Genomic DNA, 25,743 nt, shown 5'->3' on the forward strand with positions numbered 1-25,743 from the left:
CCGAGGCCTTCAAGCATTGGATAGTCATGGCCAAGGCAAAAACCCAATTCGTCTGCCAGAACTGCGGCACGGTGCACACGCGCTGGGCCGGGAAGTGCGATGGATGCGGCGAATGGAACACGATCATCGAGGATGATCCTCTGGGCGGCATCGGCGGGGGTCCGGGCAAGACACCCAAGAAGGGCCGTGCCGTTGCGCTGACGACGCTTTCCGGGGAAACCGAAGAGGCGCCTCGCGTTCAAACGGGCATCAGCGAGCTGGACCGCGTGACAGGCGGCGGTTTCGTGAGGGGCTCTGCGGTGCTGGTCGGCGGCGATCCCGGCATCGGTAAATCCACCCTGCTCATGCAGGCGGCAGCGGCCCTTTCCAGACGCGGGCACAGAATCATCTATGTCTCCGGGGAAGAGGCCGTGGCGCAGGTCAGGCTTCGGGCACAGCGCCTTGGTGCGGCGTCCACCGATGTGCTTCTGGCTGCCGAAACCAATGTGGAAGATATCCTTGCCACGCTTGCCGAGGGCAAGCGGCCTGACCTCGTCATCATTGATTCCATCCAGACATTGTGGAGCGATATTGTCGATTCGGCACCCGGTACGGTGACGCAGGTGCGCACGGGTGTTCAGGCCATGATCCGATTTGCCAAGCAGACCGGTGCCGCCATGGTTCTGGTGGGCCATGTGACCAAGGAGGGTCAGATTGCCGGACCGCGCGTTGTGGAGCACATGGTGGACGCCGTTCTCTATTTCGAAGGCGATCGCGGCCACCACTACCGGATCCTGCGGACGGTGAAGAACCGCTTCGGACCGACCGATGAGATCGGCGTCTTCGAAATGTCCGATAAGGGCCTGCGGGAGGTAACAAACCCATCCGAACTTTTCCTTGGCGAACGCAATACCAAGGCCCCCGGAGCCGCCGTTTTCGCCGGAATGGAGGGAACGCGTCCGGTTCTGGTTGAGGTTCAGGCGCTCGTGGCACCAACGTCGCTTGGCACGGCACGCCGTGCAGTGGTCGGATGGGATGGCTCCCGGCTCGCCATGATCCTGGCCGTTCTGGAAGCGCATTGTGGCGTTCGGCTCGGACAGCACGATGTCTACCTTAATGTGGCGGGTGGATACAGGATCAGCGAACCGGCTGCGGATGTTGCCGTGGCCGCGGCCCTCGTCTCGTCGCTTACCAGCACGCCCTTGCCCGTCGATTCGGTCTTCTTCGGTGAGGTAAGCCTTTCGGGAGCGGTGCGTCCTGTTTCACAAACCGCGCAACGTCTGAAGGAAGCGGAAAAGCTTGGTTTTGCACGCGCGACACTGCCTTCATCCTCTGCCGAACTGCCGAAGGGTCGCAAGGGCCTGACCGAAATCGAAGGGCTACCCGATCTCGTGGTGCAGATTGCAGGCTCCGCGCGCAAGCTCGGCAAGCAGACAGATGAGGATTGATCTTCCCCCGGCGTCGCCACTGTTGTAAGAGGTGCGCAAAATTCTTGCCTTTCTGCGGAGTTCCGCTAAGGCCACATCATGCATCCCCGCCGCGGGACCGGTCAGTCTTGGAGTAGATCATCTATGCCCATCACGATTTTTGACGGCATTGTTCTTGGCGTCACGCTGTTTTCGGCGGTTCTCGCCATGGTTCGCGGCTTCTCCCGCGAAGTGCTGTCCATCGCAAGCTGGGCGGGTTCCATCGCGGCAGCCTATTATCTGCACCCGCTGCTCCTGCCCTATGCCAAGAATTATACAGCCGACGACCGTATCGCTCTTGCCGGATCCGCAGGCGTCATCTTTCTCGTTGCGCTGATCATCATCACTTTCATTACGACACGCATTGCCGATTTCATCATCGACAGCCGCATCGGCGCGCTGGACCGCACGCTCGGCTTCCTGTTTGGGGCAGCGCGCGGCATTCTGCTGCTCGTCGTTGCCGTCGCCTTCTGGAACTGGCTGGTCGATGTCAGGTCGCAGCCTGCCTGGGTTACGCAGGCCAAGTCCAAGCCGTTCCTGGATACGCTCGTTGCGCGGCTTGAGACCGTTCTGCCGACGGATATCGAGCCTCAGATCCGCGCGCGCATCCTGGGACGTGGCGAGGCGAAGGGCAATGAGGCGGCTCCATCTGACGAAGCTCCGAACGCACCTGTTACAAATAATTGACGAACCTGGACTACCGAGGGAAGCCAAAAGCCTCCATTTGTGTTACAAACCCATGACAGAAGGCCGGATAATGTTCCTTGCGAACCCTACCGGCCTCTTTCAATTTTTTCTGAGTTGGCAAGGACCTGCAGATGAATCAGCCGGTTTCGCATGACGCATTCCATGATCTTGATGGTGACACCCTGCATGAAGAATGCGGCGTGTTTGGTATTCTCGGTCATCCCGATGCAGCAACACTGACAGCCCTCGGCCTGCATGCCCTTCAGCATCGCGGTCAGGAAGCAGCGGGTATCGTGTGCTTCGATGGAACACAATTCCATACTGAAAAGCATATGGGTCTGGTGGGAGACCACTACACCAACCCCGCAACGCTGGCGAAACTGCCGGGTGACATGGCGATTGGCCACACGCGCTATTCGACGACCGGCGAAGTTGCTTTGCGCAACGTGCAGCCGCTGTTTGCAGAACTCGAAGTCGGCGGCATTGCGGTCGCCCACAACGGCAATTTCACCAATGGCCTGACCCTGCGTCGCCAGTTGATCGCCGGTGGCGCCATCTGTCAGTCCACGTCCGATACGGAAGTGGTTCTGCACCTCATCGCCCGCTCCCGCTATACATCGACAACGGATCGCTTCATCGATGCCATCCGCCAGATGGAAGGCGGCTATTCGATGCTGGCGCTGACCCGCACGAAGCTGATTGCCGCACGCGACCCCACGGGCATCCGCCCGCTGGTCATGGGTGAACTCGATGGCAAGCCGATCTTCTGCTCGGAGACCTGTGCGCTCGATATCATCGGCGCGAAATACGTTCGTGATGTCGAGAACGGCGAGATCATCATTTGCGAAATCCAGCCGGATGGTTCGATCGAGATCGATTCGCGCAAGTCTCCGACAGCGCAGCCGGAACGCCTCTGCCTGTTCGAATACGTGTATTTTGCCCGTCCGGACTCGGTCGTCGGCGGTCGCAGCGTCTATGTCGCCCGCAAGAACATGGGCATCAATCTCGCCAAGGAAGCGCCGATCGAGGCTGATGTCGTGGTGCCCGTGCCGGATGGCGGCACACCTGCGGCACTTGGCTATGCGCAGGAAAGCGGCATTCCATTCGAATACGGCATCATTCGCAATCATTATGTCGGTCGTACATTCATCGAGCCGACGCAGCAGATCCGCGCCTTCGGTGTGAAGCTGAAACATTCGGCCAATCGGGCCATGATCGAAGGCAAGCGGGTCGTGTTGGTGGATGATTCCATCGTTCGCGGCACGACGTCGCTGAAGATCGTGCAGATGATCCGCGATGCAGGCGCCAAGGAAGTGCACTTGCGTGTGGCTAGCCCGATGATTTTCCATCCGGATTTCTACGGTATCGATACGCCGGATGCGGAAAAGCTTCTGGCAAATCAATATGACGGCGTGGAAGCCATGTGCCGCTATATCGGCGCAGACAGCCTGCAGTTCTTGTCTATCAACGGTCTCTATCGTGCCGTTGGCGGTGAAGACCGCAACCCGGCCCGTCCGCAATTTACCGACCACTACTTTACCGGCGACTATCCGACGCGCCTGCTTGACAAAGCAGCCGAGACGATGGGACGGAAGGTTTCGGTTCTCGCCAGCAACGGCTGAGACAATCCGGCAGAGCGGATCGCCTCTGCCGGATCATTCATAGTGGGACGGATATGAGCATTGACTTGAAGGGCAGGATCGCGCTGGTCACCGGCGCGTCGCGTGGTATCGGCTATTTCACGGCACTGGCGCTCGCCAAAGCCGGTGCGCATGTGATTGCCTGTGCACGCACGGTGGGCGGCCTTGAAGAACTGGACGATGCCATTCAGGCAGCAGGCGGCACGGCGACCCTCGTTCCCTTCGACATCACAGACATGCAGGCAATCGACCGGCTGGGAGCTTCGATTTTCGAGCGCTGGGGCAAGCTGGACATTCTCGTCGCCAATGCCGGTATTCTGGGCGTCATTTCCCCACTCGGCCATGTCGAAGCAAAGGTCTTCGAGAAGGTCATGCTGACGAACGTCACAGCGACATGGCGGCTCATTCGCTCGGTCGAACCGCTTCTTTTGAAGTCGGATGCGGGGCGTGCCCTGCTGCTTTCCTCTGGCGTTGCCAATGATGCCCGTCCCTTTTGGGGTGCCTATGCCACTAGCAAGGCGGCTGTCGAAATGCTGGGGCGCACCTGGGCGGCGGAAACCTCGCATACCAAGCTCTGCGTCAACAACGTCAATCCTGGAGCCACCCGCACAGCCATGCGCGCGCAGGCCATGCCGGGTGAAGATCCGAAAACCGTTCCGCACCCTTCCGAGGTCGCGGAAAAGCTCCTGCCGCTCTGTGCCCCGGACATGACGGAAACCGGCCGTCTTTATGTGGTCCGCGAGGGTAAATTCGTAGACTATAAATTGCCGGAATAACTCCGGCAGCCGCGTTTCAGACAGTTCTCATGCGCCCTCGCGACATCCTCGTTTACATTTTTCTTTCGGTCGCATGGGGTCTTTCCTTCCTGCTGCTGCTGCATGTCATTGCAGCCTTCGGCTGGGTCGGATCGGTAACATTCCGTTGTCTGCTGGCGGGGGCACTTCTGCTGGGTCTCGCGCGGATTATGGGACGCAAGCTGCGGTTCCCGGCGAGTTGGAGGCCACTCGCCGTTGTCGGTGCGACAACAGTCGCCGGACAGCTCATCGGTATTTCCTACGCCACGCCGCTGATCGGCACCGCCATGGCGGCGATCTTCGTTGCCACGATACCCCTGTTTTCCATGGTGATTGCAAGAGTGTGGGGGACAGAGCTCATCACGCCTTCGCGCGTTGCCGGGCTTGCCCTGGGAACCATTGGCATCATCATGCTCGTCGGTTTTCCAGCTGTGCCTGTCGACCGGAATTTCATTCTCGGCTGCGTTGCCATGGTCTTCAGCACCTTCTGCGCGGCCTTTGGCAGCAATTATGCCAGCCGTTACCTGAGCGACACCGGCCCTTGGGAAGTGACGATCGGCGCCTTCCTGTTCGGCGGGGTCATGGCACTGCCACTCCTGTTTCTCGTTCCGGTTCCGGGTGTGCCACACGCCATCGATTATCTCTATCTGCTTGTTCAGGCCGGCGTGATGAGCGCCCTCACCTATGTGCTGTATTTCGGCCTCGTCAGCAGCATTGGCGCCACGCGCGCGATCAGCGTCGAGTTCGTGGTTACGGTGATTGCGGTGCTTGTGGGAGCCTTCGCCCTCAATGAACCCATCACCATCCTGCAATTCATCGGTGGTGCGGTTATCATTGCAGGATGTGCACTGGTACTCGGTATTTTTCCCGCCAAGGACAAGATCCCGCTTCAGCCTTGAGCTTCTCTCGCGCGCCTGCGGCCCGCTAGAAAGAATATTCTGTCGGGATCGGATCCGGCGAACGTTTGCGCCTTGACGCCCCCTTGACCATCCCTGCCTGTCGCGCCATAAGCTTTGCCCCATGAACAAGGCCAACTGCTGCATCATTTGCGGGATTATTATTCGCTAGCGTTTCGCTGGCCTGGCCGTTCTCGTCTCTCGAAATTCCAAGAAGACAAGGGAACCGGTTCCGGCCGGTGGGTGAATTTCATTCGGGAGAGACTGTCCATGAGCCTCAAGCTCAAGCTTTACAACACGCTGACCCGCGAGAAGGCTGAATTTCAGCCAATCGACCCGAACAATGTGCGCATGTATGTCTGCGGCCCCACCGTTTATGATTTCGCGCATATCGGCAATGCGCGCCCCGTCATCGTGTTCGATGTGCTGTTTCGCCTGCTTCGTCATGTCTATGGCGAGGCGCAGGTGACCTATGCCCGCAACATCACCGACGTGGATGACAAGATCAACGCGCGCGCCCTGCGCGATCATCCGGGCCTCGATCTGAACGAGGCCATCCGCCTGGTGACGGAACGGACCGAAAAGCAGTTTCAGGCGGATGTGACCGCCCTCGGCTGCCTTGAACCAACCGTCCAGCCGCGCGCAACCGATAACATTGCCCAGATGATCGGCATCATCGAGAAGCTGATCGGGCGCGGCCACGCCTATGCGGCGGAGGGCGAGGTTCTCTTTGATACACGCTCGATGAGCGATTACGGCCAGCTTTCCAAGCGTCCGCTGGATGAGCAGCAGGCGGGAGCGCGCATAGCGGTCGATGCTCACAAGAAAAACCCCGGCGACTTCGTGCTATGGAAGGCGTCCAGCGAAAGTGAACCGGGCTGGCCAAGCCCCTGGGGTCGTGGCCGTCCCGGCTGGCATATCGAATGCTCGGCCATGAGTGCCCGCTATCTGGGGGAGACATTCGATATACACGGCGGCGGGCTAGACCTCATCTTCCCGCATCATGAAAATGAAATCGCCCAGTCCCGTTGTGCGCACGGCACGCATGTGATGGCCAATGTGTGGATGCACAATGGCTTCGTGCAGGTCGAAGGCCGCAAGATGTCGAAGTCGGAAGGCAATTTCGTCACGATCAACGAGTTGCTGGAAACCGAGAAATTTGGTGGCCGCACATGGCCAGGCGAAGTTCTGCGCCTCGCCATGCTGATGACGCATTACCGCGAGCCGATCGATTTCTCCGTCAAACGGCTGGAAGAGGCAGAACGTCTTCTGGCGAAATGGCCGGTGGTCGAGGTGGGAAATGCAAAATCTTGCGAAAGCGTACTGGATGCATTGGCGGATGACCTGAATACGGTTGCAGCCGTTCAGGCCATCCATGCACTGGCGCAGGCCTCGCATTCGGATGAAGACGCGAAGGCACGCTTTGCGGCTTCCGCCAATCTGCTCGGCATCCTGCCAAAGGCAACGGAAGTCGACGAAGCCATTGCCGCGGGCATCGATGCACTTGTCGAAATGCGGCTCGAACTTCTCAAGGCAAAGAATTTTGCCGAGGCCGACCGCATTCGCGATGAACTTGCCGCCAAGGGCATTCAGCTGAAAGATGGCAAGGACAAGGATACCGGCGAGCGTGTGACCACCTGGGACATGAAGCGCTGAGAGGAAGAAGGACGGATGGCTGAGAACCCGAACACCAAAATGCCGAAATGGCTGCTTTACGGGCTCATTGCAAAAGGTGTTCTGGTTGCCGCGATCACGATCAGCGTGGTTGCCTATGTGAGTTTGAGGTAGGAGAGGCATGATGGAAGGCGTATTTACCGGCGGATGCCAATGCGGTGCAGTGCGGTTTCGGGCTGAGAAACTGGGCCGCCCGTCCATCTGCCATTGTCGCATGTGCCAAAAAGCGTTCGGGGGCTTTTTCGGTGCACTTGTGACGGCCGATCAGGCGCATCTGACCTGGACGCGTGGGCAGCCCAGCCTGTTTCGCTCTTCCGCCAAGGTGAAGCGTGGTTTTTGCCCGAAGTGCGGAACGCCCCTCACCTATCAATCTGATGAGGGGGTGGAGATCGCTATCGGTGCATTCGATCGTCCTGAACTGATTGAGCCGGAAATTCAGGTGAACTACAGCCATCGCTTGCCCTGGATCGATCATCTGCTTGAGAAGACGCAGTTTTCTAGTCCTGAATACGATGCAAAATGGGCATCCGTCGAAAGCTACCAGCACCCGGATCACGATACGGCCGAGTGGCCGCCAAAGGATGCATGACATGAGCGAGTTGCGGACGTTTTATCCCGAGATCGAGCCCTTCGAGACAGGTTTCCTGGAGACCGGCGATGGTCATCGGGTCTATTGGGAGCGGGTCGGGACGAAGGGAGCAAAGCCTGCGGTGTTCCTGCATGGCGGTCCCGGCGGCACGATCAGCCCGACGCAGCGACGCCTGTTCGATCCGGCACTGTACGATGTGATCCTCTTCGATCAGCGCGGCTGTGGCAAAAGCACGCCGAATGCAAGCCTGGAGAACAATACGACCTGGCATCTTGTGGCCGATATCGAACGGTTGCGCGAGATGATGGGCGTCGAAAAATGGCTGGTCTTCGGCGGCTCCTGGGGCTCCACGCTGGCGCTGGCCTATGCGGAAACCCATGCTGACCGCGTGTCCGAACTTGTCTTGCGCGGCATCTACACGCTCACCAAGGCAGAGCTTGATTGGTATTATCAGTTCGGCGTATCTGAAATGTTCCCCGACAAGTGGGAGCGTTTTCAGGCACCCATTCCCGAAGATGAGCGCCACGAAATGATGGCCGCCTATCGCCGCCGTCTGGTCGGCGATGATCGCGAGACGCAGTTGCGTTGCGCGCGCGCCTGGAGCATCTGGGAGGGTGAGACGATCACGCTTCTGCCGAATCCCACTTATTCCGGCACATTCGAGGAAGACGCCTATGCACTGGCGTTTGCGCGCATCGAAAACCATTACTTCGTTCATGCCGGTTGGCTTGAGGAAGGGCAGCTGCTGCGCGATGCCTCCAAGCTGAAAGATATCCCGGGCGTGATTATCCATGGCCGCTATGACATGCCCTGCCCGGCCAAATATGCCTGGGCTCTGCACAAGGCTTGGCCGAAGGCTGATTTTCACCTCATCGAAGGGGCCGGTCACGCCTACCTAGAGCCCGGAATTCTGGATCAACTGATCCTGGCAACGGACCGTTTTGCCGGCAAGACGGACTGAAGAAAGCGATTTGCGGCCCGCTTTGGGCCCTCTGATTGAACGATTTGCGACCCGGGGAGGCGCAACTGATGAGCATGGAACGCATCTATCTTTTCGACACGACACTGCGTGACGGGCAGCAGACGCCCGGCATTGATTTCTCGGTCGAGGACAAGATCGCGATTTCGAAGCTTCTCGACGAGTTCGGCATTGATTATGTGGAAGGGGGCTACCCGGGCGCCAATCCCACCGACACTGCATTTTTCGCACGCAAGCAAACGCATGCGGCCAAATTCACCGCTTTCGGCATGACGAAACGTGCGGGGGTCTCGGCAGCAAACGATCCTGGTCTGGCCGCCCTTTTGCAATCGAAAACCGATGCGATCTGTCTTGTCGCCAAGAGCTGGGACTATCATGTCGCGGTCGCGCTTGGCTGCACGAACGAAGAAAATCTCGAATCGATCCGGGACAGCGTAAAGGCGGTCGTCGCATCGGGGCGGGAATCGCTCATCGATTGCGAGCATTTCTTCGATGGCTACAAGGCAAACCCCGATTACGCGCTTGCCTGCGCCAAGTCCGCCTATGAGGCCGGTGCGCGCTGGGTTGTGCTCTGCGACACCAATGGTGGCACACAGCCGGACGAAGTGCGCAGAATCGTTGCCGCTGTCATCGCCTCCGGCATTCCCGGGACTTCGCTTGGCATTCATGCGCATGACGATACGGGGCAGGCCATTGCCAATTCGCTAGCTGCCGTTGAGGCAGGCGTGCGGCAGATCCAGGGAACGCTGAACGGCATCGGCGAGCGCTGCGGCAACGCAAACCTCATCACGCTGATCCCCACCCTCGCTTTGAAAAAGGTTTATTCGGATCGTTTCGAAACCGCAATCGATGCGGAACGCCTGACGGGCCTGACCCGGCTGTCCCACGCCTTCGATGAATTGCTGAACCGTTCACCTTATGCCCAGGCACCCTATGTGGGCGCCTCCGCCTTCGCAACGAAGGCGGGCATCCATGCCTCTGCATTGCTCAAGGATCCCCGCACCTATGAGCATGTGGTCCCGGAAAGCGTGGGCAATTTCCGCAAGGTCATGGTTTCCGACCAGGGTGGCAAATCCAACTTCCTCAACGCGCTGAAGCGCATCGGGCTGGACGTTGCAAAAGATGATCCGCGTCTGGATACTTTGATTTCCATCGTCAAGGAGCGTGAGGCGCAAGGCTATGCCTATGAAGGTGCCGATGCGAGCTTCGAGCTTCTGGCGAGGCGCACTCTGGGCACAATTCCGCATTTCTTCGATATCGACGGTTTCCGCGTCATGGTGGAACGACGGTTTGACGCCAACGGCCAGTTGAAAACCGTCTCGGAGGCTGTCGTTCGCCTGGCCATCGATGGGCACCGCATCATGTCGGTGGCAGAGGGTGATGGTCCGGTGAACGCACTGGATCTGGCTTTGCGAAAGGACCTCGGCAAATTCAATCGGGAGATCGAAGAACTCGAACTCGTGGATTACAAGGTGCGCATTCTCAATGGCGGCACCGAGGCAATCACCCGCGTGCTCATCGAGTCCATGGACGGGGACGGAACCCGCTGGTGGACGGTCGGCGTTTCGGAAAACATCATCGACGCCTCCTTCCAGGCGCTTATCGATTCCATCATCTACAAGCTGATGAAGAACCGGCATATGGCAGGGCGGCTGGCTGCCGAATAGGGCGCAGAGCTTCAATAACTGGAATGTTCGCTTCATCGAAATGAATTGGTTACGCCTGTGCTTCAGGCGTAACCATCTACCTCGTAGCGATGAAAGGCATGCAGCATGGCAAGCAGCGAAGCAACCCCTGCCCTGAGTGGCGATACGCCAAAGGGATTTGCCTATGCCTTTGCCGCCTATGGACTCTGGGGCTTCATGCCAATCTACCTCAAGATGCTGTCCCATCTGTCGCCTTTCGAAGTGTTGGCGCATCGGGTGGTGTGGTCGCTTCCGCTGGCCGCCCTCGTGCTTCTGATGACAAAGCGGTTCGGCCACCTGAAAGCCGCCCTTCAGTCCGGCAAGACCATGGTCATGGCCTTCGTGACCGCCTGCCTGATCACGGTGAACTGGTGCACCTATGTCTACGCGGTTGCTTCAGGCCATGCGATCGAAGCGGCGCTCGGCTATTTCATCAATCCGCTCTTCAGCATCATGCTGGGCTCCACGCTGTTGAAAGAAAAACTGGCGCCCGCACAAAAAGCCGCGATTGTCATTGCGCTGATCGCTGTGGCAATTCTGACCTGGGACGCCGGTCGACTTCCCTGGATTTCACTGACCTTGAGCATCAGTTGGGGATTTTACGCGCTGCTTCGAAAAACTTTGCCGGTTGGCCCCAATCAAGGCTTCTTCCTTGAGGTGGCCATCCTGACGGTCTTTGCCCTGCCTTACATTATTTGGCTCGAAATGAACGGAACCGGGCATTTCACACATGGCACGGTTTCAGATACCTGGCTTTTATCGGCGGCGGGGCTGGCGACCGCAATCCCGTTGATGATCTATGCCAATGCAGCCAAGCTGCTCAGGCTATCAACCATCGGCATCATGCAGTACATGACTCCCACCTTTGTGTTCCTGATTGCGGTCTTCGTCTTCAAGGAACCCATGAATCCAGTAAAGCTTCTTGCATTCGTGCTCATCTGGTCGTCCCTCGCGATCTACAGCGTCACGATGCTGAGAAATTTCCGCACTCGATGAGAGTGGGTCATGTGAGGTACCGGTTTTGCGCTAAAACCGGCACACCGAAAACTCTCTTGGATCAGAGCTTTTTAATCACGTCACTGTCACCTTCTGCTAAAGGCGTATCACTCCAAGCATCCATGATCGCTGGAACAACATCCTCGACATCATCGATAACAAGAGGCTGGACCAGATTGGCGTTGTGAATGAAGCCCTGACGCTTCATATGATCGATCAACTCCAGCATGGGATCCCAGAAGCCACCGATGTTGGCAAAAACCATCGGCTTTCCATGACGACCGAGCTGCGCCCAAGTCATGATCTCGACGATCTCCTCCAGCGTTCCGATCCCGCCGGGAAGCGTAACGAAAGCATCGGCGCGTTCGAACATCTTGTGTTTCCGTTCGTGCATATCTTTCGTGATGATCAGCTCGTTGAGCTGCCCAAGCGAATGGCGCGTCGCCTCCATATCCACCAGGAATTCCGGGATAATGCCGGTGACCTTACCTCCGTTGGAGAGAACGCCTGATGCGACCGCCCCCATGATACCTTTTGTACCGCCGCCATAGACAAGCCGCAGGCCATGGGTGGCAATGGATTTACCGAGTATTCTGCCTGCCGAGACGTAGGCCGGATTCCGTCCCGGCTGTGAACCACAATAAGCACAAATGGATCGAATTGGCACAGCGTTCTCCGTATTACATGTATCGGATGTCAAATTTCACGGCTCCGTTGTCAAAAGTGACGGGGAATGAAGCGGTGAGCAAGTGCAAAAGGCGGCGAATCCTTGTTAACTCCTAATGAACACTGTAATCCGGAACCGTTGGCGCTGTGACGCCAGGAGAGGTTTTGATGATCCATAATCGTGCCGGTTGGCTTGCTCTTGCTGTTCTTGCTGTCGCAACCCTGCTGATGGTGTTTTTCGTCATGCCCAGGCTATCGGGCGATGAGAAGCCGCAGTCGACGGGCATGACCCCGGCAGCTCCGGTAGTAGAGGCACCTAAACCTCCAGCACCGGAAAGTTCGACACCACAATCAACAACGGCCAGTAAGGGCGCAAAACCGCAAGCCGAGGCGAAGCAGGAGGTGCTGCCTGCACCGGAAAAGGCTGCAACAGCACCAGCCTCGCCTGCACCGCAGAAAGCCGTGGCTCCGGTCATCATTCCGACATTCGACGTTCTTCGTGTCGAGCCGGACGGCTCGACGGTGATTGCAGGTCGCGCAGCCCCCGGCGCGAGGCTGGAGGTAACGGACCAGGCGCATACGGTTGCCACGACCACCGTCGACAAGGCTGGCGAGTTCGTTGCCATTCTCGACAAGCCGCTTTCTCCGGGCGACCACCAGCTCGTCTTGAAGGCGACAACTCCTGACGGCAAGACGGTGATCTCCGAAGAAATCGCCACCGTTTCTGTTCCTCGGGGCAAGGAGACGGAATTGCTGGCCATGGTTACAAAACCGGGGGAAGCCAGCCGCATCATCGCCAAACCGGCAGCCTCCGCGAAGACCGACCCTGTTGCGACAACTGCGCCTGATGCATCCTCGGCACAGCTATCAACCGAGCCTGCCAAGCCCGCTCCACAGGTCATGAACGCTCCAAGTGCTCAGCCGTCAACGGACCCGCAGCTGCCGACAGTCGCGGCGCCTGCAACGGGTACAACAGCTCCGGCACAGCAAAGCACGAGTACCCAGGCACTGGCGACACCCGCAACGGAGCCGTCCGACGCAGCAAAGGCCAACCTCCAAATCAGCGCGGTTGAAGTCGAAGGAAACAAACTCTTCGTCGCTGGCGTCGCGAAACCCGGTTCGCGTCTCAAGGGCTATGCGGACGGACAGCTTATTGGCCAGACTACCGCAGGCGGTGACGGAAGTTTCGTCATCGATGGCGTTCGCGAACTGACGGTCGGTCAGCATACAATTGCCGTCGATCAAATCGGCGCAGACGACAAGGTCATCGTCCGCGTCGAGGTTCCTTTCAACCGACCAGCCGGAGACCAGGTAGCGGCGGTTGCATCGCAACAAAATTCTGCGGCGAGCCTGACACAGATTGACGCCGGGGCCTTCGACAAACTGCGCAATGAAGTAGCAAAGGCATTCCAACTGCTTCAGAACCTCTATGCAAACAATGCAACGCCGAGCATGGAGCAGGTTGCCGCAGCGCATTCCGCCGTGAGTATCTCCCTGCGTTCGCTAACGGAGTATCGCCTGCCCGCCGGTATCAGCGCCAACGCCGCAGCGATTGCAGACACGACGATCAAGGCTGCGGCGGATGCGCTGGCGGCTCTGGAGGCGTTGCCAAAGGATGTCGAAGCCATTCGCAAAAACTTGGAGACACTCAGCGCAATGATCGCGCGGGTAACCTCTTCGACCCTGCAGTCTGCGCCTGCGACAGCACAGGCCACCCCAACTGTCACCATTCAGGATGCCGCTGCCCCACGAACAATAGCGCAGGCACCTTTGACCCAGAGCGAAGCGGCCTCCGTGATCATTCGTCGGGGGGATACGTTGTGGCAGATTTCCCGGCGCGTTTATGGTCAGGGTGTTCGCTATACGACCATATATCTCGCCAACCAGGATCAGATCGCCAATCCGGATCTGATCCAGCCAGGTCAGATCTTTGGCGTTCCGAAGGACGCTATGCCGGAAACGGAAGCAGAAAAACTGCACCGACAGCGCCTGAACAAGACCTGAGACGAAATTGGAGACGCCATTGCGGTTATCATATCATGATGAACTGCTGCATGGCATATGCCTGAATTGCGTTGCGATTAGATCAAGCTGGGCTTAAACAGAACCTCCCTCCGGAGGCATCTATGCAGAACAGACAGAAGACCGTATCGGCGGACGCCGGCAATCCGCTCGCAACAATCGTAAACCTGTGGCCTTATATGTGGCCAGCAGGCCGAAGCGATCTGAAGGCGCGTGTTGTCTGGGCGACCCTCTTTCTGATCGTTGCGAAGCTGGTGCTGATCGGGGTTCCCTACTTCTTCAAATGGGCCACCGATGCCTTGAACGGCAAGCTGGATATGGTGGGCCTACTGCCAACCTTCCTGCTGGGTGCAGTCGCTCTGGTAATCGCCTATAATCTGACACGGATAATCCAGCTCGGCCTCAACCAGTTGCGCGATTCGTTGTTTGCAAGCGTTGGCCAGTATGCGGTGCGCCAGTTGGCGTATCGCACCTTCGTGCACATGCATCAGCTATCACTGCGTTTTCATCTGGAACGCAAGACCGGCGGGCTTTCGCGCATTATCGAGCGTGGAACGAAGGGTATTGAAACGATCGTCCGTTTCACCATCCTCAACTCTGCACCCACGCTGATCGAGTTCCTCCTGACGGCCGCCATTTTCTGGATCAGCTACGGCTTCACCTATGTGGCGATCACAGCGATCACCGTCTGGGCCTATATCTGGTTTACAGTGAAAGCCAGTGACTGGCGTATCAGCATCCGCCGCTCCATGAATGCGAGCGACACCGATGCGAATACCAAAGCGATCGATTCGCTTCTGAACTTCGAGACCGTCAAATACTTTGGCAATGAGAAGATGGAAGCCGAGCGCTTCGACGCATCCATGGCACGCTACGAGAAGTCAGCCACGCAGGTCTGGACATCCCTTGGCTGGCTGAACTTCGGCCAGGGCGTCATTTTTGGCCTTGGCACGACGATCATGATGGTGATGTCAGCCCTCGCCGTTCAACGCGGCGAACAGACAATAGGCGATTTCGTTTTCGTGAACGCGTTGCTCATTCAGCTATCGGTGCCGCTCAACTTCATCGGCTTTGTTTACCGCGAAATCCGCCAAGGCCTGACGGATATCGAGCAGATGTTCGACCTACTGGATGTGCAGGCGGAAGTTGTTGACAAGCCGGATGCGAAGCCGCTTGCGATTGCGCAAGGTGGCATTCGCTTCGATAATGTTCATTTTGCTTATGATCCCGAACGTCCAATCCTGAAGGGTATTTCCTTCGAGGTTCCGGCCGGGAAAACGGTCGCTATCGTCGGGCCATCAGGCGCCGGTAAATCCACTATATCGCGGTTGCTCTACCGGTTCTACGATATTAAGCAGGGTGCCATAACCATCGACGGGCAGGATGTGCGGGATGTTACACAGAGCAGCCTGCGATCCGTCATCGGCATGGTTCCGCAGGACACGGTGCTGTTCAACGACACGATTGCCTACAACATTCGGTATGGACGAATTTCCGCTAGCGAGGACGAAGTGCTGAAAGCCGCCGAAATTGCGCAGATCGGCACTTTCATCCGCAGCCTGCCAGACGGTTTCAAAACCATGGTCGGTGAAAGAGGCCTCAAACTTTCCGGTGGCGAAAAGCAGCGCGTTGCAATCGCCCGGACCATCCTCAAGGCGCCACCGATCCTCATCCTTGATGAAGCCACGTCCGCGCTCGATACGACCACGGAACAGGAAATTCAGTCGGCGCTTGATATCGTTTCCCAGAATCGGACGACGCTTGTTATCGCGCACCGGCTTTCGACCGTCATCAATGCCGACGAAATCATCGTCTTGCGCCACGGCGAAATCGCTGAACGCGGCACGCATGCCGAACTTCTAGAGCAGAACGGTCTTTACGCCTCCATGTGGAACAGGCAGCGCGAGGCCACGCAGGCCGAAGAGCATCTTCGTCAGGTGCGTGAAAGCGATGACATGGGCGTCGTGGTGCGACGGGAGCCCGCGAGCTAAAGTCAAAACTCAATCACGGTCATACTCGGGATCTCGTGAATGCGTCGACACCAGGAACCGGATTGCTCCAAAAACTGTTTGCCTGTAGTCAGCTAAGCAAAGCATCAAGAAGCTCGACATTCTGGAGATACCATTGGTCAATCTGCTCGACACGATTCGCAACACGCTGGTTCCGATCCACAAGGAAGGCTATGTCTTTGTGATCGCCTTCTTCGTGGCGTCCCTGCTGCTGGGCCTCATTGCCGCGCCGCTGTTCTGGATCGGCCTCGTATTGACGCTCTGGTGCGCCTACTTCTTCCGGGATCCGGAGCGCGTGATCCCACAGGATGACGATATTATCGTCAGCCCCGCAGATGGCCGGGTGTCTTCGGTACAAATGGTCGTTCCTCCAGCCGAACTTGGCCTCGGCTCCGAGCCAATGCTGCGTATTTCCGTGTTCATGAACGTGTTCGATTGCCATGTGAACCGCTCACCAGCACGCGGACGCGTTTCGCAGATCGTTTATCGCCCCGGCCAGTTCGTCAATGCAGAACTGGACAAGGCGAGCGTCGACAACGAGCGCAACGGTCTGGTCATCGAGACCAAGCACGGCAAGCTGGGTGTCGTGCAGATTGCCGGCCTCGTTGCGCGCCGTATCCTTTGCTTCGTGCACCAGAACGAGCCGCTGGACGCCGGTGAACGCTTCGGCCTCATCCGTTTCGGTTCGCGGCTCGACATATACGTGCCGGAAGGCGGCCAGCCACGCGTTTCACTGGGTCAGCGCACCATTTGCGGCGAGACCGTAATTGCGGAATTCAATTCCAACAAGGGCCCCACGATCAGCCGTCGCAACTGATCGGGAGACACCGGGAAAAAGACATGCAGGATCAGGCCAGAACGGACCAGCAGGACAACGACGACGCGCGCGGCCCTCGCTTGCGGGAGATTCCGCTTCGGTTGATGGTGCCCAATCTCATCACCGTACTGGCCATCTGCGCAGGTCTGACCGGCATTCGGCTGGCTTTTGAAAGCCGGTTCGAGCTTGCAGTCGCCATGGTCCTGCTGGCAGCCTTTCTGGATGGAATTGACGGACGCGTTGCGCGCGCGCTGAAGGCGACGTCGAAATTCGGCGTCCAGATGGATTCGCTCGCCGATATTATCAACTTCGGCGTTGCGCCCGCACTGGTCCTATACGTTTTCATTCTCGACAAAGTCGGTTCCATCGGCTGGATCGCGGCACTCATCTACGCCATTGCGGCGGGCCTGCGGCTTGCGCGTTTCAACGTGATGGCTGAGCGCGAATTCAAGGCGAAATGGCAATCCGAGTTTTTCGTCGGCGTGCCTGCTCCCATGGGAGCCATGCTTGTCATGTTGCCTGTTTACCTGGGCTTCCTAGGGCTAGAGGTTGACCGGTCATTTGCCATTGTTGCGACCGGCTATACTCTTCTCATTGGCTATCTGCTTGTTAGCCGTGTTCCCGTGTGGTCCGGAAAATCCGAGACGCGCGTGAGACGCGACATGATGCTGCCGCTTCTGCTGGGTGTCGTTGTCTATGTTGCACTACTTATGAGCTTTACCTGGCAGATCCTGGCCCTCACCGCAGCAGCCTATCTTTGCTTCCTGCCCTTTTCAGCCAGCGCCTGGAAAAAACGGTATGGCACACTGACAATTGAAGACGATCACGCCAATGTTTAATGCAACGCAGTGTCATTGTTGCAGTGCAATGCCACACAATACTTAAGGGCGCTCTCGAAAAATAACGAATTATTAATAATTATAAAAATACATCAAATTCTATTCTGACACTGGACAAGACAAATTTTCGCCTGTTTCCTCTCCGAAACAGTTCGTCCGCAAAGGCGGCAAAAGAATCATTTTTGGAGGAAACTCATGAGCCAGAACCCAACACAGACGCTGAACCCGAAAACCGCTGAACTGCACGCACCTCTTCGTCCCCTGGGCATCAAGGCAGTTGTCGCTGCCGCTCTGATGCTAAAGCGCAACGTCCTGAAGAAGGCATAATCCTCTGTACTCGGCAGAATACTTACGAGAACGGCCTGCGCCATTTGGCGCGGGGCTGACTAAAACAGAGACAGTTGATCGCTTCCCGGTTTTGCCGGTGCCACGGCCTTGAGCTTTACGCTCGGCTCGACGGGCGTCTGTAAATCAGGCCCCATGTTGGAAACCTTGTTCACCAGATCTGATACAGGGATTGCTTCAAAGAAATCTGCCTGCGCAGTCTGCATCAGATGCTCAACATCGCGCGGTTCCTGCGTCTTGCAATCAAGCCACTGCTCAAAATCCTGCGGCTGGATGAGGACGGGCATCCGGATATGGATTGGCGCGATTGCTGCGTTTGCGTGGGTCGTCAGGATCGCGGCGGTATCCACCTCGGAGCCATCCGTAGAACTCCACGTCTCCATCAGACCGGCAAAGGCAACCACGGCTCCGTTGCGAGGACGGATCCAGTAGGCTTGCGCCTTTGCGCCCTCCTCCTTTGAAGGTCTATGCCATTCGTAGAAGCCCGATGCCGGGACAAGGACGCGCCGATGACGCATGGCAGCACGAAACGATGCCTTGCCGATGGCCGTCTCAGCGCGTGCATTGATAAGCAAAGGGAAATCCCTGGGATCCTTGACCCATCCGGGCAGGAACCCCCAGCGTGCCAGTACGGCGCGACGCTCTGGAAGATTCCTTCCGGGCGCCATTTTTGCGCCAGCCACGACGAGCAGAATGGGTTGTGTTGGCGCGATGTTGTAGCGCTTGGGAAAGTCATCAATGTCGATGACGCTGAGGAATTCGAGGATCTCCTCCGGCGTCGCGGTCAAGGCGTAGCGTCCACACATGGAACTGAGATGGCACCGCGGGCATGAGGCGTCAAGTCGCGCAGTTCGTGGACGGTGCGCGTGACCTCTCGCTTTCAAGGTTCGAAAAGAGAAGATAGGTTTTCGTGATTCGCCGCATCGACTGGCGCTGGATCCCATTCAACGGAGAGATCAAAGTTCATGCCTGAACAGCCGCGGCTCGCTTCCTCTGCCATTCTGGAACGCGACGGTCGATTTCTGTTGATCCGCCGCAGGAATCCGCCGTCAGCGGACCTGTTCGCATTTCCGGGAGGCCGCGCAGAACCTGGCGAGACGCCGGAGGAGACAGCCTTGCGCGAATTCGAGGAAGAGACCGGGATTCCCGTCCGCGACCCCGAGCTTTTCGCGACCTATGACCTTCCGACTCGCGCCGAGAATGGCCAGATGACAAGTCACTTCCTGCTCTCCGTATTTCTGGTGCAGAGCGATTCCAGCGATGAGGCGATTGCCGCGGATGATGCAAGTGATGCGGGATGGTATACGGCGGAAGAGATCCGGTCCCTTCCCGTTCCGGCCAGCGTATTGGAATGCGCGGAACGTCTCGCTCAACGCAGACAAACGAAGTGAGGATTTGCTGGTGACTGGGCTTACAAGAACGCCATGGCTTGTGCTCTGCATAGTCCTGACAGGGCTTTCCGGGCAGCCTGCGCTTGCGCAGAAGAAACCGGCTCCACAGCCGACAGTAACGACGACGCCCCAAACTGAGGAAAAGCCGACGCCCTATGACGGCCAACTGGCGCGACTAGCGGAAGTCCTTGGTTCCATACACTATTTGCGGTCTCTATGCGGCGCGGCCTCGGGTGACTGGCGCAGCGCGATGCAAACTTTGCTCGACACGGAAACCATAAATGAACCCCATAGACGGGAAAAATTGACGGCAGCCTTCAATCGAGGCTACAGGGCTTTTGCAGCGGTGCACACGTCATGCACACCCGCCGCACGCACGGCCGAAGAACGCTACCGTAACGAAGGTGCAACACTTTCTGGCGAAATCGCCACACGTTACGGAAATTAAGGTTTTATTAGCCTCTTTCGCGGTGCGGGCGTGTCGTTTTGATAAAAGGCTGCTAGTGTTGTTAACGTGCCGGTAACAACAGGCACCACCTTGTAAGAGGAATACACATGCAGACTGCGCGCAACGACATCGACGACATGATTGTGCACGAGAAGATGCAGGTGGCGCTCGAGTATCAGAACGAAGCATGGGCGGATGGCCGCGCCGATGGCATCGAACCTGAGATCATCGCGGACGCTGCAATTGCACTTGCCATGCGCGAAACAATTCGTCTGCGTGGGGAAGCTGGCGCGGAAGCAATGCTGGATTCTCTGCGTGAGCGCATGCTTGCGGGCGAATTCTCGCCCGAACGCAAGATCCAGTAAATATCCTGCGTCGGTAACAGACACAGCGTTTCATTCTTTCTCCTCGAAAATGCCAGGGACTTCCTCATGCCCAATGCATCGACGCAAGCGCGCATTGCGAAAGCGCTGATTGCCAGTGTCGCATTGTCCTCCACCCTTCTGATCGGCGGCACATCGCCCGGTTGGAGCTTGAGCATTTCGCCTATTGATGGAACACGCATGGCGCAGGCGGAAACACCTGCCCCTTCCGCACCCGCGGCACCCGCCTCGCCTTCAGTACCCGCCGCACCTGTTGCCCCATCTGCACCAGCCCCGTCACCCGACGCTTCGGCCACCCCTTCCCTGACAGATCCGGTTGCGACGCCTGCGCAGATCCAGTCCGGTGGGAAGGTGGAGATCATTCGCGATCTCTCGAAGCTTCCGGCGCCAGTTGCCCGGATGCGGAACCTGATCAATGAGGCAGCCGCCACGGGCGACATTGAGAAGCTTCGCCCGTTGGCAGCGTTCGACCCGGCCCAGATGCAGGTTGGCGCAGAAGGCGATGCGATCGAGGCCATCAAAAGCCTGTCTGGAGATCCTGATGGTCAGGAAATCATGGCCATTCTGATGGACCTTCTGCAGACGGGAGCAGCACATATCAATGTCGGCAAGCCTGACGAAATGTATGTCTGGCCCTATTTCGTCGGCAAGCCGCTGAATACACTGACGGCGGCCGAGCGCGTTGAACTGCTGCGCATCATCACAGCGGGCGACCTGATGTCCATGGAAGAAGGCAATAACTATAACTTCTATCGCATTGGCATCACGCCGACCGGGCAGTGGAAAGTGTTTGCCGGCGGCGATTGAGCCAACACCTCGACCCAATGCAATGGCTTGTCTCCATGGTGAGTGCTGACTATCTGTGACGTTACAACACGGATACGAATCTCATGCCTTCTGCCAGCCTTTCAGACCGAAGCTTCATCCATATCGGCGGCGCCGATGCGCAGAGTTTTTTGCACAATCTCATCACGACCGACGTCAACGGCTTGCCCGCAGGCGAAGTCCGCCCCGGCGCATTGTTGACCCCGCAAGGCAAGATCCTGTTCGACTTTCTGATCTGGCGGAACGGTGAAGGCTTCACCCTGGAATGTCAGTCAGAGATTGCCGATGCGCTTCTCAAGCGTCTGACCATGTACAAGTTGCGGGCTGCGGTTTCTCTTTCCGTAACGGCAGGCAGCGTCCGCCTGATCTGGGGCGAGGAGGCTGACTCTGCGCAAGGCATTCTGGACGCTGCCTTCGCCAAGGCAGGTCTCCGCGTCCTTCGGCAGCCCGGGCCTGAAGCCCCTGACTCAAGAGAAGCCTATGACCGTCTTCGCATCGAGGCGGGCCTTGCAACGGCACCACAGGATTACGCGCTTCAGGATGCCTTCCCGCATGATGTGTTGATGGATCTCAACGGCGGCCTCTCCTTCCGCAAGGGCTGCTATGTGGGGCAGGAAGTGGTTTCGCGCATGCAGCATCGCGGCACGGCACGGCGCCGTGTGGTGCAGATCGAATCAGACCATCCACTTCCCGAAACAGGCACCGAATTGACCGCCGGCGGCAAGCCGATTGGTCAGCTGGGCACCGTGGTCGGGAACCGAGCGCTGGCCATCGTGCGGATTGACCGGGCGGGCGATGCCATGGCCAATGCAGTGCCAATCCTCGCTGGCGAGGTAGTGGTCAGCCTCGCACTGCCGGGCTGGACCGGCCTCAGCTTCCCCACCAATGCTGATGGGGCAGACGCGTGACCAAGGCATCTTCCGCGCGCGCCTGGCAGCGCATGCTTTCTGGCCGAAGGCTGGATCTTCTCGACCCATCGCCGCTGGATGTGGAGATTTCCGACATTGCCCATGGTCTTGCGCGGGTGGCACGCTGGAACGGCCAGACGCGTGGCGATCACGCCTATTCCGTTGCCCAGCACAGCCTGATGGTCGAGATCATCTTTCGCCAGCAAAACCCTGCTGCATCACCCATCGACTTGTTGCTGACACTTCTGCACGACGCACCGGAATATGTGATCGGCGACATGATCTCGCCTTTCAAGGCAGTGGTCGGCGGTGGCTACAAGGCGGTTGAACATCGCCTGGAAGCGGCAGTGCACCTGCGTTTCGGCCTACCTCCGCACCCATCGCGAGAGCTGAAGGTCAAGATCAAGAAGGCGGATACGATTGCAGCCTATTTCGAGGCCACAGAGCTTGCCGGCTTCTCCCAAGAGGAAGCACGCAAATTCTTTGGCCTGCCACGCGGAATAACCCGGGAAATGCTGCCGCTGGAACCGATGGCGGCGCTTGAGGCGCAGGCGGAGTTTTTAAGCCGCTTCCATGCGCTGGAGACGCAACGTGTAACAGGCGTTTCGACATGACCGGTTTCGTTGTTGGGCCGTTGGAGAAGATCGCGGAACTGGCGGTCAGGCACCGCTCAACTGAGATGGTGAGCCTGATTGCGGAGAATCAGGACTTCCATCGTCCGGGCGTCATTCGGGCCGAGCGCCATCTCAAGCTGAAGATGAACGATATCGCCTTTGCTGGGACGGGCAATCTCATTGCGCCCGCCGAAGAGCACGTTTCCCAGTTGATCGATTTCGCGCAGAGTTGGGATCAGTCCGCTCCGCTTCTCATCCATTGCTGGATGGGGGTCTCCCGGTCTCCTGCCGCAGCGCTCATCGCCTGTCTTGCCGTTGATCCTCATCAGGACGAGTTCGATCTCGCTGGCAGATTGCGCAAGGTGGCACCGCATGCCACCCCTAATACGAGATTGATCGAGTTCGGGGACCGTATTCTGAAACGCGAGGGTCGTCTGGTAGCAGCCGTCAAATCGATGGGTCGCGGCGCTGATACTGATGGGCGGGCAAGCTTCCTGTTGCCGCTTAATGCGAGCACCCGCTGAGATTGGCAGCTCTCTTGATCCCGCAAAGCTCTGCACCAATTAGCCTTTCGTAATCAACAACGACAGGCAACCTTTCCCGCATGGATCAACAGGCTACCGATTTCGTCGTGGCAACACGCGCAGCACTCGCCCAGCTTTCCGCTCTCGCCGTCCAATACTCGTTTTCCGTGGTCGGCGCTCTGCTGCTGCTCATCATCGGCTGGCTTGCGGCGGGAATGCTATCCCGCTGGGCTCATGAGGGCCTCGGGCGTATTCGCGGATTCGATGCGACGTTGGCGCAATTCTTCGCCAACATCATCCGCTACGCCATTCTGATCATCGTCGTCGTGATGGTGCTTGGTCAATTCGGCGTGCAGACCGCCTCTATTCTGGCGGCTCTCGGCGCTGTCGGTCTGGCCATTGGTCTCGCCCTGCAAGGCACGCTGCAAAACATCGCGGCCGGTATCATGCTGCTTGTCCTGCGCCCCTTGCGCGTTGGCGAATACATCGAAACACCGAGTGTGAGTGGCACCGTGCAGGATATCGGTCTCTTTGCGACCGAGCTGAAGACCTATGACGGCCTCTACCGCCTGACCCCGAATTCTCTGCTCTGGAATGTTCCGGTCACGAACCACAGCCGACTGCCGACGCGCATGCACGATCTCAAGCTGCATATCGCCGATCAGGATGCGATTGAACGCTCCATGCAGATGCTGCTCGACATGGCCAACTCTGATGAGCGCGTTCTGAAGCAGCCCGCGCCTGTCGCCTTCGTGACCGACCTGACCGATAGCGGAGCCGTCATTTCGCTGCGTTACTGGGCCAATACGGGTGTCTGGTGGGCCGTGTCCCGTGACATGACCAAGCGCGCAAAGGAAGCCTTCCACGCGGCGGGCATCACCGTTCGCACCGCGTAATTTTTAGAGATGGCGGCGATCAAAACTCGCCGCCAATCTTGGTCTACTGCGCCATCGTCGAGCGATGCGCCCAGCCTGTCATGCGGCGTTCAAGCCAGGCCATGATGGCATACATGACGATGCCTTCGATGGCCAACATGAGCAGCCCGGCAAAGACCAGCGGGACGTTGAACTGGCTCTGTGCAGAGCTCATCATGTTGCCGAGGCCATAGTTGGAAGCCACGGTTTCCGATACGACAGATCCGACGAAGGCGAGCGTGATGGCCACCTTCAGGGAGCCGAAGAAATAGGGCATTGAGCGCGGGATACCGACCTTCAGCATGATATCCATCTTCTTGGCACCGAGTGCCCGAAGCACATCTTCCGTTTCCGGTTCGATGGTCGCAAGCCCAGTGGCCACGTTCACGACAATCGGAAAGAATGAAATCAGGAAGGCCGTCAACACGGCTGGAACCGTGCCGATACCGAACCAGATGACAAGGATCGGAACCAGCGCCACCTTCGGAATGGCATTGAAGCCAATCATCAGCGGGTAGAGACCGGCATAGATGGTCTTGGACCAGCCGATGAAAAGGCCGATCGCCAGACCGGCCACAACGGCAATCGCGAAGCCAAGGGTCGTCGTGTAGAGCGTCTGGATCGAATTCTTCCAGATCGGAGACCAGTATTTGGCGATGGCGCCAAAGACATCGGTCGGTGCGGGCAGCACTGTCGGCGGCATGTCAAGCGCGATGACCAGCAGTTCCCAGGCGACAAAAAGCGCGATGGTGTAGAGCCAAGGCGCCGCCTTCACCCAGTTGATCCGCGCCATGACAGGCTTTGCGACAACGGGCGGAGATTCCAGAACAGCACTCATGCAGCCACCCTCGCCTTTGCTATTTCGCCGTGCAGTTCATGCACCATGTCGTTGAACCCAGCCTGATACATGATCTCAAGGTCACGGGGACGTTCAAAAGGAACGTGATGCTCCTTCAAGATCCGGCCCGGCCTCGAACTCATGACGAAGATCTTGTCGGCGAGGAAAACCGCCTCGCGCAGATCGTGCGTCACGAGAATGATCGTCACGCCCTGAGCGGCATGGAGATCGCGGATCACGCACCAGAGCTCTTCGCGCGTGAACGCATCGAGAGCGCCGAACGGTTCATCCAGCATCAGCAGTTCGGGTTCGTGGATCAGCGCCCGGCAAAGGTTGGCACGCTGCTGCATGCCACCCGATAACTGCCAGGGGAATTTTGATCCGAACCCTTTCAGACCCACGATTTCCAGCAGCCGCTCCGCTTTCTCGACATACTCCTTCTTGTTGGCGCGCAGGCGATGCCGATGTTTTTCGACGATCTCCAGCGGCAGGAGAATGTTTTCAAGCGTGGTCCGCCACGGCAGCATGGTCGGGTTCTGAAAGGCCATTCCGACTATCGAAACCGGCTTGGTGACCTGTTGTCCCGCAACGACGACGACCCCCGTCTGCGGAATATGAAGGCCGGTCACCAGCTTCATCAGTGTGGATTTGCCGCAGCCGGATGGTCCGACGACCGCGGCAAACTCTCTCTTGTCGACCCGCATGGTCAGGCCGGATACCGCCAGCGTGCCGCTTGCGCCCCCGTAGCGCATATCGACATTATCGATGGAAACCAGATGAGACATGTTCTCTCCTTCGCACTGGCGGTGTCGCTG

At 58.1% G+C, this 25,743-nt stretch carries 27 protein-coding genes; 23 read left to right on the forward strand and 4 right to left on the reverse strand.

What is annotated here, in order from left to right:
- Window positions 1-26 precede the first annotated feature (26 nt).
- From radA to rarD, 10 genes are all read left to right on the forward strand, one after another.
- Complete coding sequence (gene radA / locus MUU53_RS09620; protein WP_247260706.1) at window positions 27-1,427, forward strand: DNA repair protein RadA; 1,401 nt, start codon at window positions 27-29, stop codon at window positions 1,425-1,427.
- A 123-nt stretch (window positions 1,428-1,550) separates the two neighbouring features.
- Entirely contained in the window at window positions 1,551-2,132 is a 582-nt protein-coding gene (locus MUU53_RS09625) for a CvpA family protein (RefSeq protein ID WP_165136494.1), read from the forward strand.
- 131 nt (window positions 2,133-2,263) lie between these two features.
- A complete protein-coding gene (gene purF / locus MUU53_RS09630) occupies window positions 2,264-3,754 on the forward strand; it encodes an amidophosphoribosyltransferase (protein ID WP_247260707.1) in 1,491 nt (496 codons plus the stop codon).
- Between the two features lie 53 nt (window positions 3,755-3,807).
- Window positions 3,808-4,548 (forward strand): SDR family NAD(P)-dependent oxidoreductase, encoded by a 741-nt coding sequence (locus tag MUU53_RS09635; RefSeq protein WP_247260708.1) that lies wholly within the window; start codon window positions 3,808-3,810, stop codon window positions 4,546-4,548.
- A 29-nt stretch (window positions 4,549-4,577) separates the two neighbouring features.
- A complete protein-coding gene (locus MUU53_RS09640) occupies window positions 4,578-5,465 on the forward strand; it encodes a DMT family transporter (protein WP_247260709.1) in 888 nt (295 codons plus the stop codon).
- Window positions 5,466-5,732: 267 nt separating this feature from the next.
- On the forward strand, window positions 5,733-7,118 hold the full coding sequence (gene cysS, locus MUU53_RS09645) for a cysteine--tRNA ligase (protein ID WP_247260710.1): 1,386 nt from the start codon (window positions 5,733-5,735) through the stop codon (window positions 7,116-7,118).
- 139 nt (window positions 7,119-7,257) lie between these two features.
- Complete coding sequence (locus MUU53_RS09650; RefSeq protein WP_247260711.1) at window positions 7,258-7,725, forward strand: GFA family protein; 468 nt, start codon at window positions 7,258-7,260, stop codon at window positions 7,723-7,725.
- 1 nt (window position 7,726) lies between these two features.
- Complete coding sequence (gene pip / locus MUU53_RS09655) at window positions 7,727-8,686, forward strand: prolyl aminopeptidase (RefSeq protein WP_247260712.1); 960 nt, start codon at window positions 7,727-7,729, stop codon at window positions 8,684-8,686.
- 68 nt (window positions 8,687-8,754) lie between these two features.
- On the forward strand, window positions 8,755-10,371 hold the full coding sequence (gene cimA, locus MUU53_RS09660) for a citramalate synthase (protein WP_247260713.1): 1,617 nt from the start codon (window positions 8,755-8,757) through the stop codon (window positions 10,369-10,371).
- Window positions 10,372-10,476: 105 nt separating this feature from the next.
- The gene (gene rarD / locus MUU53_RS09665) at window positions 10,477-11,385 is read left to right on the forward strand and encodes an EamA family transporter RarD (protein ID WP_247260714.1); all 909 of its coding nucleotides are present in this window, start codon (window positions 10,477-10,479) and stop codon (window positions 11,383-11,385) included.
- A 61-nt stretch (window positions 11,386-11,446) separates the two neighbouring features.
- Here rarD and MUU53_RS09670 read toward each other — a convergent pair whose 3' ends face one another.
- Window positions 11,447-12,052, reverse strand: coding sequence for an LOG family protein (locus tag MUU53_RS09670; protein WP_247260715.1), 606 nt, complete (start codon window positions 12,050-12,052; stop codon window positions 11,447-11,449).
- A 167-nt stretch (window positions 12,053-12,219) separates the two neighbouring features.
- Between MUU53_RS09670 and MUU53_RS09675 the strand changes: the two genes are divergently transcribed.
- The 5 genes from MUU53_RS09675 (at window position 12,220) to MUU53_RS23205 (ending at window position 18,065) form a co-directional block, all read left to right on the forward strand.
- Window positions 12,220-14,055, forward strand: a complete 1,836-nt coding sequence (locus MUU53_RS09675; RefSeq protein ID WP_247260716.1) for a LysM peptidoglycan-binding domain-containing protein — start codon at window positions 12,220-12,222, stop codon at window positions 14,053-14,055.
- A 122-nt stretch (window positions 14,056-14,177) separates the two neighbouring features.
- Window positions 14,178-16,064, forward strand: a complete 1,887-nt coding sequence (locus tag MUU53_RS09680; protein WP_247260717.1) for an ABCB family ABC transporter ATP-binding protein/permease — start codon at window positions 14,178-14,180, stop codon at window positions 16,062-16,064.
- Between the two features lie 133 nt (window positions 16,065-16,197).
- Window positions 16,198-16,899 (forward strand): phosphatidylserine decarboxylase, encoded by a 702-nt coding sequence (locus tag MUU53_RS09685; RefSeq protein ID WP_247260718.1) that lies wholly within the window; start codon window positions 16,198-16,200, stop codon window positions 16,897-16,899.
- A 23-nt stretch (window positions 16,900-16,922) separates the two neighbouring features.
- Complete coding sequence (gene pssA / locus MUU53_RS09690) at window positions 16,923-17,738, forward strand: CDP-diacylglycerol--serine O-phosphatidyltransferase (protein ID WP_247260719.1); 816 nt, start codon at window positions 16,923-16,925, stop codon at window positions 17,736-17,738.
- Window positions 17,739-17,933: 195 nt separating this feature from the next.
- Window positions 17,934-18,065 (forward strand): hypothetical protein, encoded by a 132-nt coding sequence (locus MUU53_RS23205; protein ID WP_281435063.1) that lies wholly within the window; start codon window positions 17,934-17,936, stop codon window positions 18,063-18,065.
- 59 nt (window positions 18,066-18,124) lie between these two features.
- Here the strand turns inward: MUU53_RS23205 and MUU53_RS09695 are convergent, their stop codons facing one another.
- Window positions 18,125-18,889 carry an SOS response-associated peptidase gene (locus tag MUU53_RS09695; protein WP_247260720.1) on the reverse strand — a complete coding sequence of 255 codons (765 nt, stop codon included), beginning with the start codon at window positions 18,887-18,889 and terminating at the stop codon, window positions 18,125-18,127.
- Window positions 18,890-19,048: 159 nt separating this feature from the next.
- Here MUU53_RS09695 and MUU53_RS09700 point away from each other — a divergent pair, with 159 nt between their 5' ends.
- From MUU53_RS09700 to MUU53_RS09735, 8 genes are all read left to right on the forward strand, one after another.
- Window positions 19,049-19,474 carry an NUDIX hydrolase gene (locus MUU53_RS09700; RefSeq protein ID WP_247260721.1) on the forward strand — a complete coding sequence of 142 codons (426 nt, stop codon included), beginning with the start codon at window positions 19,049-19,051 and terminating at the stop codon, window positions 19,472-19,474.
- A 10-nt stretch (window positions 19,475-19,484) separates the two neighbouring features.
- On the forward strand, window positions 19,485-19,922 hold the full coding sequence (locus tag MUU53_RS09705; RefSeq protein ID WP_247260722.1) for a TIGR02301 family protein: 438 nt from the start codon (window positions 19,485-19,487) through the stop codon (window positions 19,920-19,922).
- 107 nt (window positions 19,923-20,029) lie between these two features.
- On the forward strand, window positions 20,030-20,287 hold the full coding sequence (locus tag MUU53_RS09710; RefSeq protein WP_247260723.1) for a hypothetical protein: 258 nt from the start codon (window positions 20,030-20,032) through the stop codon (window positions 20,285-20,287).
- A 66-nt stretch (window positions 20,288-20,353) separates the two neighbouring features.
- Complete coding sequence (locus tag MUU53_RS09715; RefSeq protein WP_247260724.1) at window positions 20,354-21,112, forward strand: hypothetical protein; 759 nt, start codon at window positions 20,354-20,356, stop codon at window positions 21,110-21,112.
- Between the two features lie 83 nt (window positions 21,113-21,195).
- Complete coding sequence (gene ygfZ, locus MUU53_RS09720) at window positions 21,196-22,038, forward strand: CAF17-like 4Fe-4S cluster assembly/insertion protein YgfZ (protein WP_247260725.1); 843 nt, start codon at window positions 21,196-21,198, stop codon at window positions 22,036-22,038.
- Window positions 22,039-22,070: 32 nt separating this feature from the next.
- Window positions 22,071-22,652, forward strand: a complete 582-nt coding sequence (locus MUU53_RS09725) for an HD family hydrolase (RefSeq protein ID WP_281435071.1) — start codon at window positions 22,071-22,073, stop codon at window positions 22,650-22,652.
- A complete protein-coding gene (locus MUU53_RS09730) occupies window positions 22,649-23,176 on the forward strand; it encodes a tyrosine phosphatase family protein (RefSeq protein WP_247260727.1) in 528 nt (175 codons plus the stop codon). The genes MUU53_RS09725 and MUU53_RS09730 overlap by 4 nt, the downstream gene beginning before the upstream one ends.
- 80 nt (window positions 23,177-23,256) lie before the next feature.
- A complete protein-coding gene (locus MUU53_RS09735) occupies window positions 23,257-24,072 on the forward strand; it encodes a mechanosensitive ion channel family protein (RefSeq protein ID WP_247260728.1) in 816 nt (271 codons plus the stop codon).
- 43 nt (window positions 24,073-24,115) lie between these two features.
- Here the strand turns inward: MUU53_RS09735 and MUU53_RS09740 are convergent, their stop codons facing one another.
- A complete protein-coding gene (locus tag MUU53_RS09740) occupies window positions 24,116-24,928 on the reverse strand; it encodes an ABC transporter permease (RefSeq protein ID WP_062552763.1) in 813 nt (270 codons plus the stop codon).
- Entirely contained in the window at window positions 24,925-25,713 is a 789-nt protein-coding gene (locus MUU53_RS09745) for an ABC transporter ATP-binding protein (RefSeq protein WP_247260729.1), read from the reverse strand. The genes MUU53_RS09740 and MUU53_RS09745 overlap by 4 nt, the downstream gene beginning before the upstream one ends.
- Between the last annotated feature and the right edge of the window lie 30 nt (window positions 25,714-25,743).

Origin of the sequence: Affinirhizobium lemnae, assembly GCF_022968395.1 — a bacterium.
GTDB classification, from domain to species: domain Bacteria; phylum Pseudomonadota; class Alphaproteobacteria; order Rhizobiales; family Rhizobiaceae; genus Neorhizobium; species Neorhizobium lemnae.

Excerpts from the sequence above, each read along its gene's own strand:
- MUU53_RS09715 (WP_247260724.1), top strand. The coding sequence starts at position 20,354 with ATGCCCAATGCATCGACGCAAGCGCGCATTGCGAAAGCGCTGATTGCC.
- MUU53_RS09725 (WP_281435071.1), top strand. The coding sequence starts at position 22,071 with ATGCTTTCTGGCCGAAGGCTGGATCTTCTCGACCCATCGCCGCTGGAT.
- MUU53_RS09700 (WP_247260721.1), top strand. The coding sequence starts at position 19,049 with ATGCCTGAACAGCCGCGGCTCGCTTCCTCTGCCATTCTGGAACGCGAC.
- MUU53_RS23205 (WP_281435063.1), top strand. The coding sequence starts at position 17,934 with ATGAGCCAGAACCCAACACAGACGCTGAACCCGAAAACCGCTGAACTG.
- MUU53_RS09735 (WP_247260728.1), top strand. The coding sequence starts at position 23,257 with ATGGATCAACAGGCTACCGATTTCGTCGTGGCAACACGCGCAGCACTC.
- cimA (WP_247260713.1), top strand. The coding sequence starts at position 8,755 with ATGAGCATGGAACGCATCTATCTTTTCGACACGACACTGCGTGACGGG.
- MUU53_RS09740 (WP_062552763.1), bottom strand. The coding sequence starts at position 24,928 with ATGAGTGCTGTTCTGGAATCTCCGCCCGTTGTCGCAAAGCCTGTCATG.
- MUU53_RS09730 (WP_247260727.1), top strand. The coding sequence starts at position 22,649 with ATGACCGGTTTCGTTGTTGGGCCGTTGGAGAAGATCGCGGAACTGGCG.
- MUU53_RS09635 (WP_247260708.1), top strand. The coding sequence starts at position 3,808 with ATGAGCATTGACTTGAAGGGCAGGATCGCGCTGGTCACCGGCGCGTCG.
- MUU53_RS09625 (WP_165136494.1), top strand. The coding sequence starts at position 1,551 with ATGCCCATCACGATTTTTGACGGCATTGTTCTTGGCGTCACGCTGTTT.
- pip (WP_247260712.1), top strand. The coding sequence starts at position 7,727 with ATGAGCGAGTTGCGGACGTTTTATCCCGAGATCGAGCCCTTCGAGACA.
- radA (WP_247260706.1), top strand. The coding sequence starts at position 27 with ATGGCCAAGGCAAAAACCCAATTCGTCTGCCAGAACTGCGGCACGGTG.
- MUU53_RS09675 (WP_247260716.1), top strand. The coding sequence starts at position 12,220 with ATGATCCATAATCGTGCCGGTTGGCTTGCTCTTGCTGTTCTTGCTGTC.
- ygfZ (WP_247260725.1), top strand. The coding sequence starts at position 21,196 with ATGCCTTCTGCCAGCCTTTCAGACCGAAGCTTCATCCATATCGGCGGC.
- rarD (WP_247260714.1), top strand. The coding sequence starts at position 10,477 with ATGGCAAGCAGCGAAGCAACCCCTGCCCTGAGTGGCGATACGCCAAAG.
- cysS (WP_247260710.1), top strand. The coding sequence starts at position 5,733 with ATGAGCCTCAAGCTCAAGCTTTACAACACGCTGACCCGCGAGAAGGCT.
- MUU53_RS09695 (WP_247260720.1), bottom strand. The coding sequence starts at position 18,889 with ATGTGTGGACGCTACGCCTTGACCGCGACGCCGGAGGAGATCCTCGAA.
- MUU53_RS09745 (WP_247260729.1), bottom strand. The coding sequence starts at position 25,713 with ATGTCTCATCTGGTTTCCATCGATAATGTCGATATGCGCTACGGGGGC.
- MUU53_RS09710 (WP_247260723.1), top strand. The coding sequence starts at position 20,030 with ATGCAGACTGCGCGCAACGACATCGACGACATGATTGTGCACGAGAAG.
- MUU53_RS09650 (WP_247260711.1), top strand. The coding sequence starts at position 7,258 with ATGATGGAAGGCGTATTTACCGGCGGATGCCAATGCGGTGCAGTGCGG.
- MUU53_RS09640 (WP_247260709.1), top strand. The coding sequence starts at position 4,578 with ATGCGCCCTCGCGACATCCTCGTTTACATTTTTCTTTCGGTCGCATGG.
- pssA (WP_247260719.1), top strand. The coding sequence starts at position 16,923 with ATGCAGGATCAGGCCAGAACGGACCAGCAGGACAACGACGACGCGCGC.
- MUU53_RS09680 (WP_247260717.1), top strand. The coding sequence starts at position 14,178 with ATGCAGAACAGACAGAAGACCGTATCGGCGGACGCCGGCAATCCGCTC.
- purF (WP_247260707.1), top strand. The coding sequence starts at position 2,264 with ATGAATCAGCCGGTTTCGCATGACGCATTCCATGATCTTGATGGTGAC.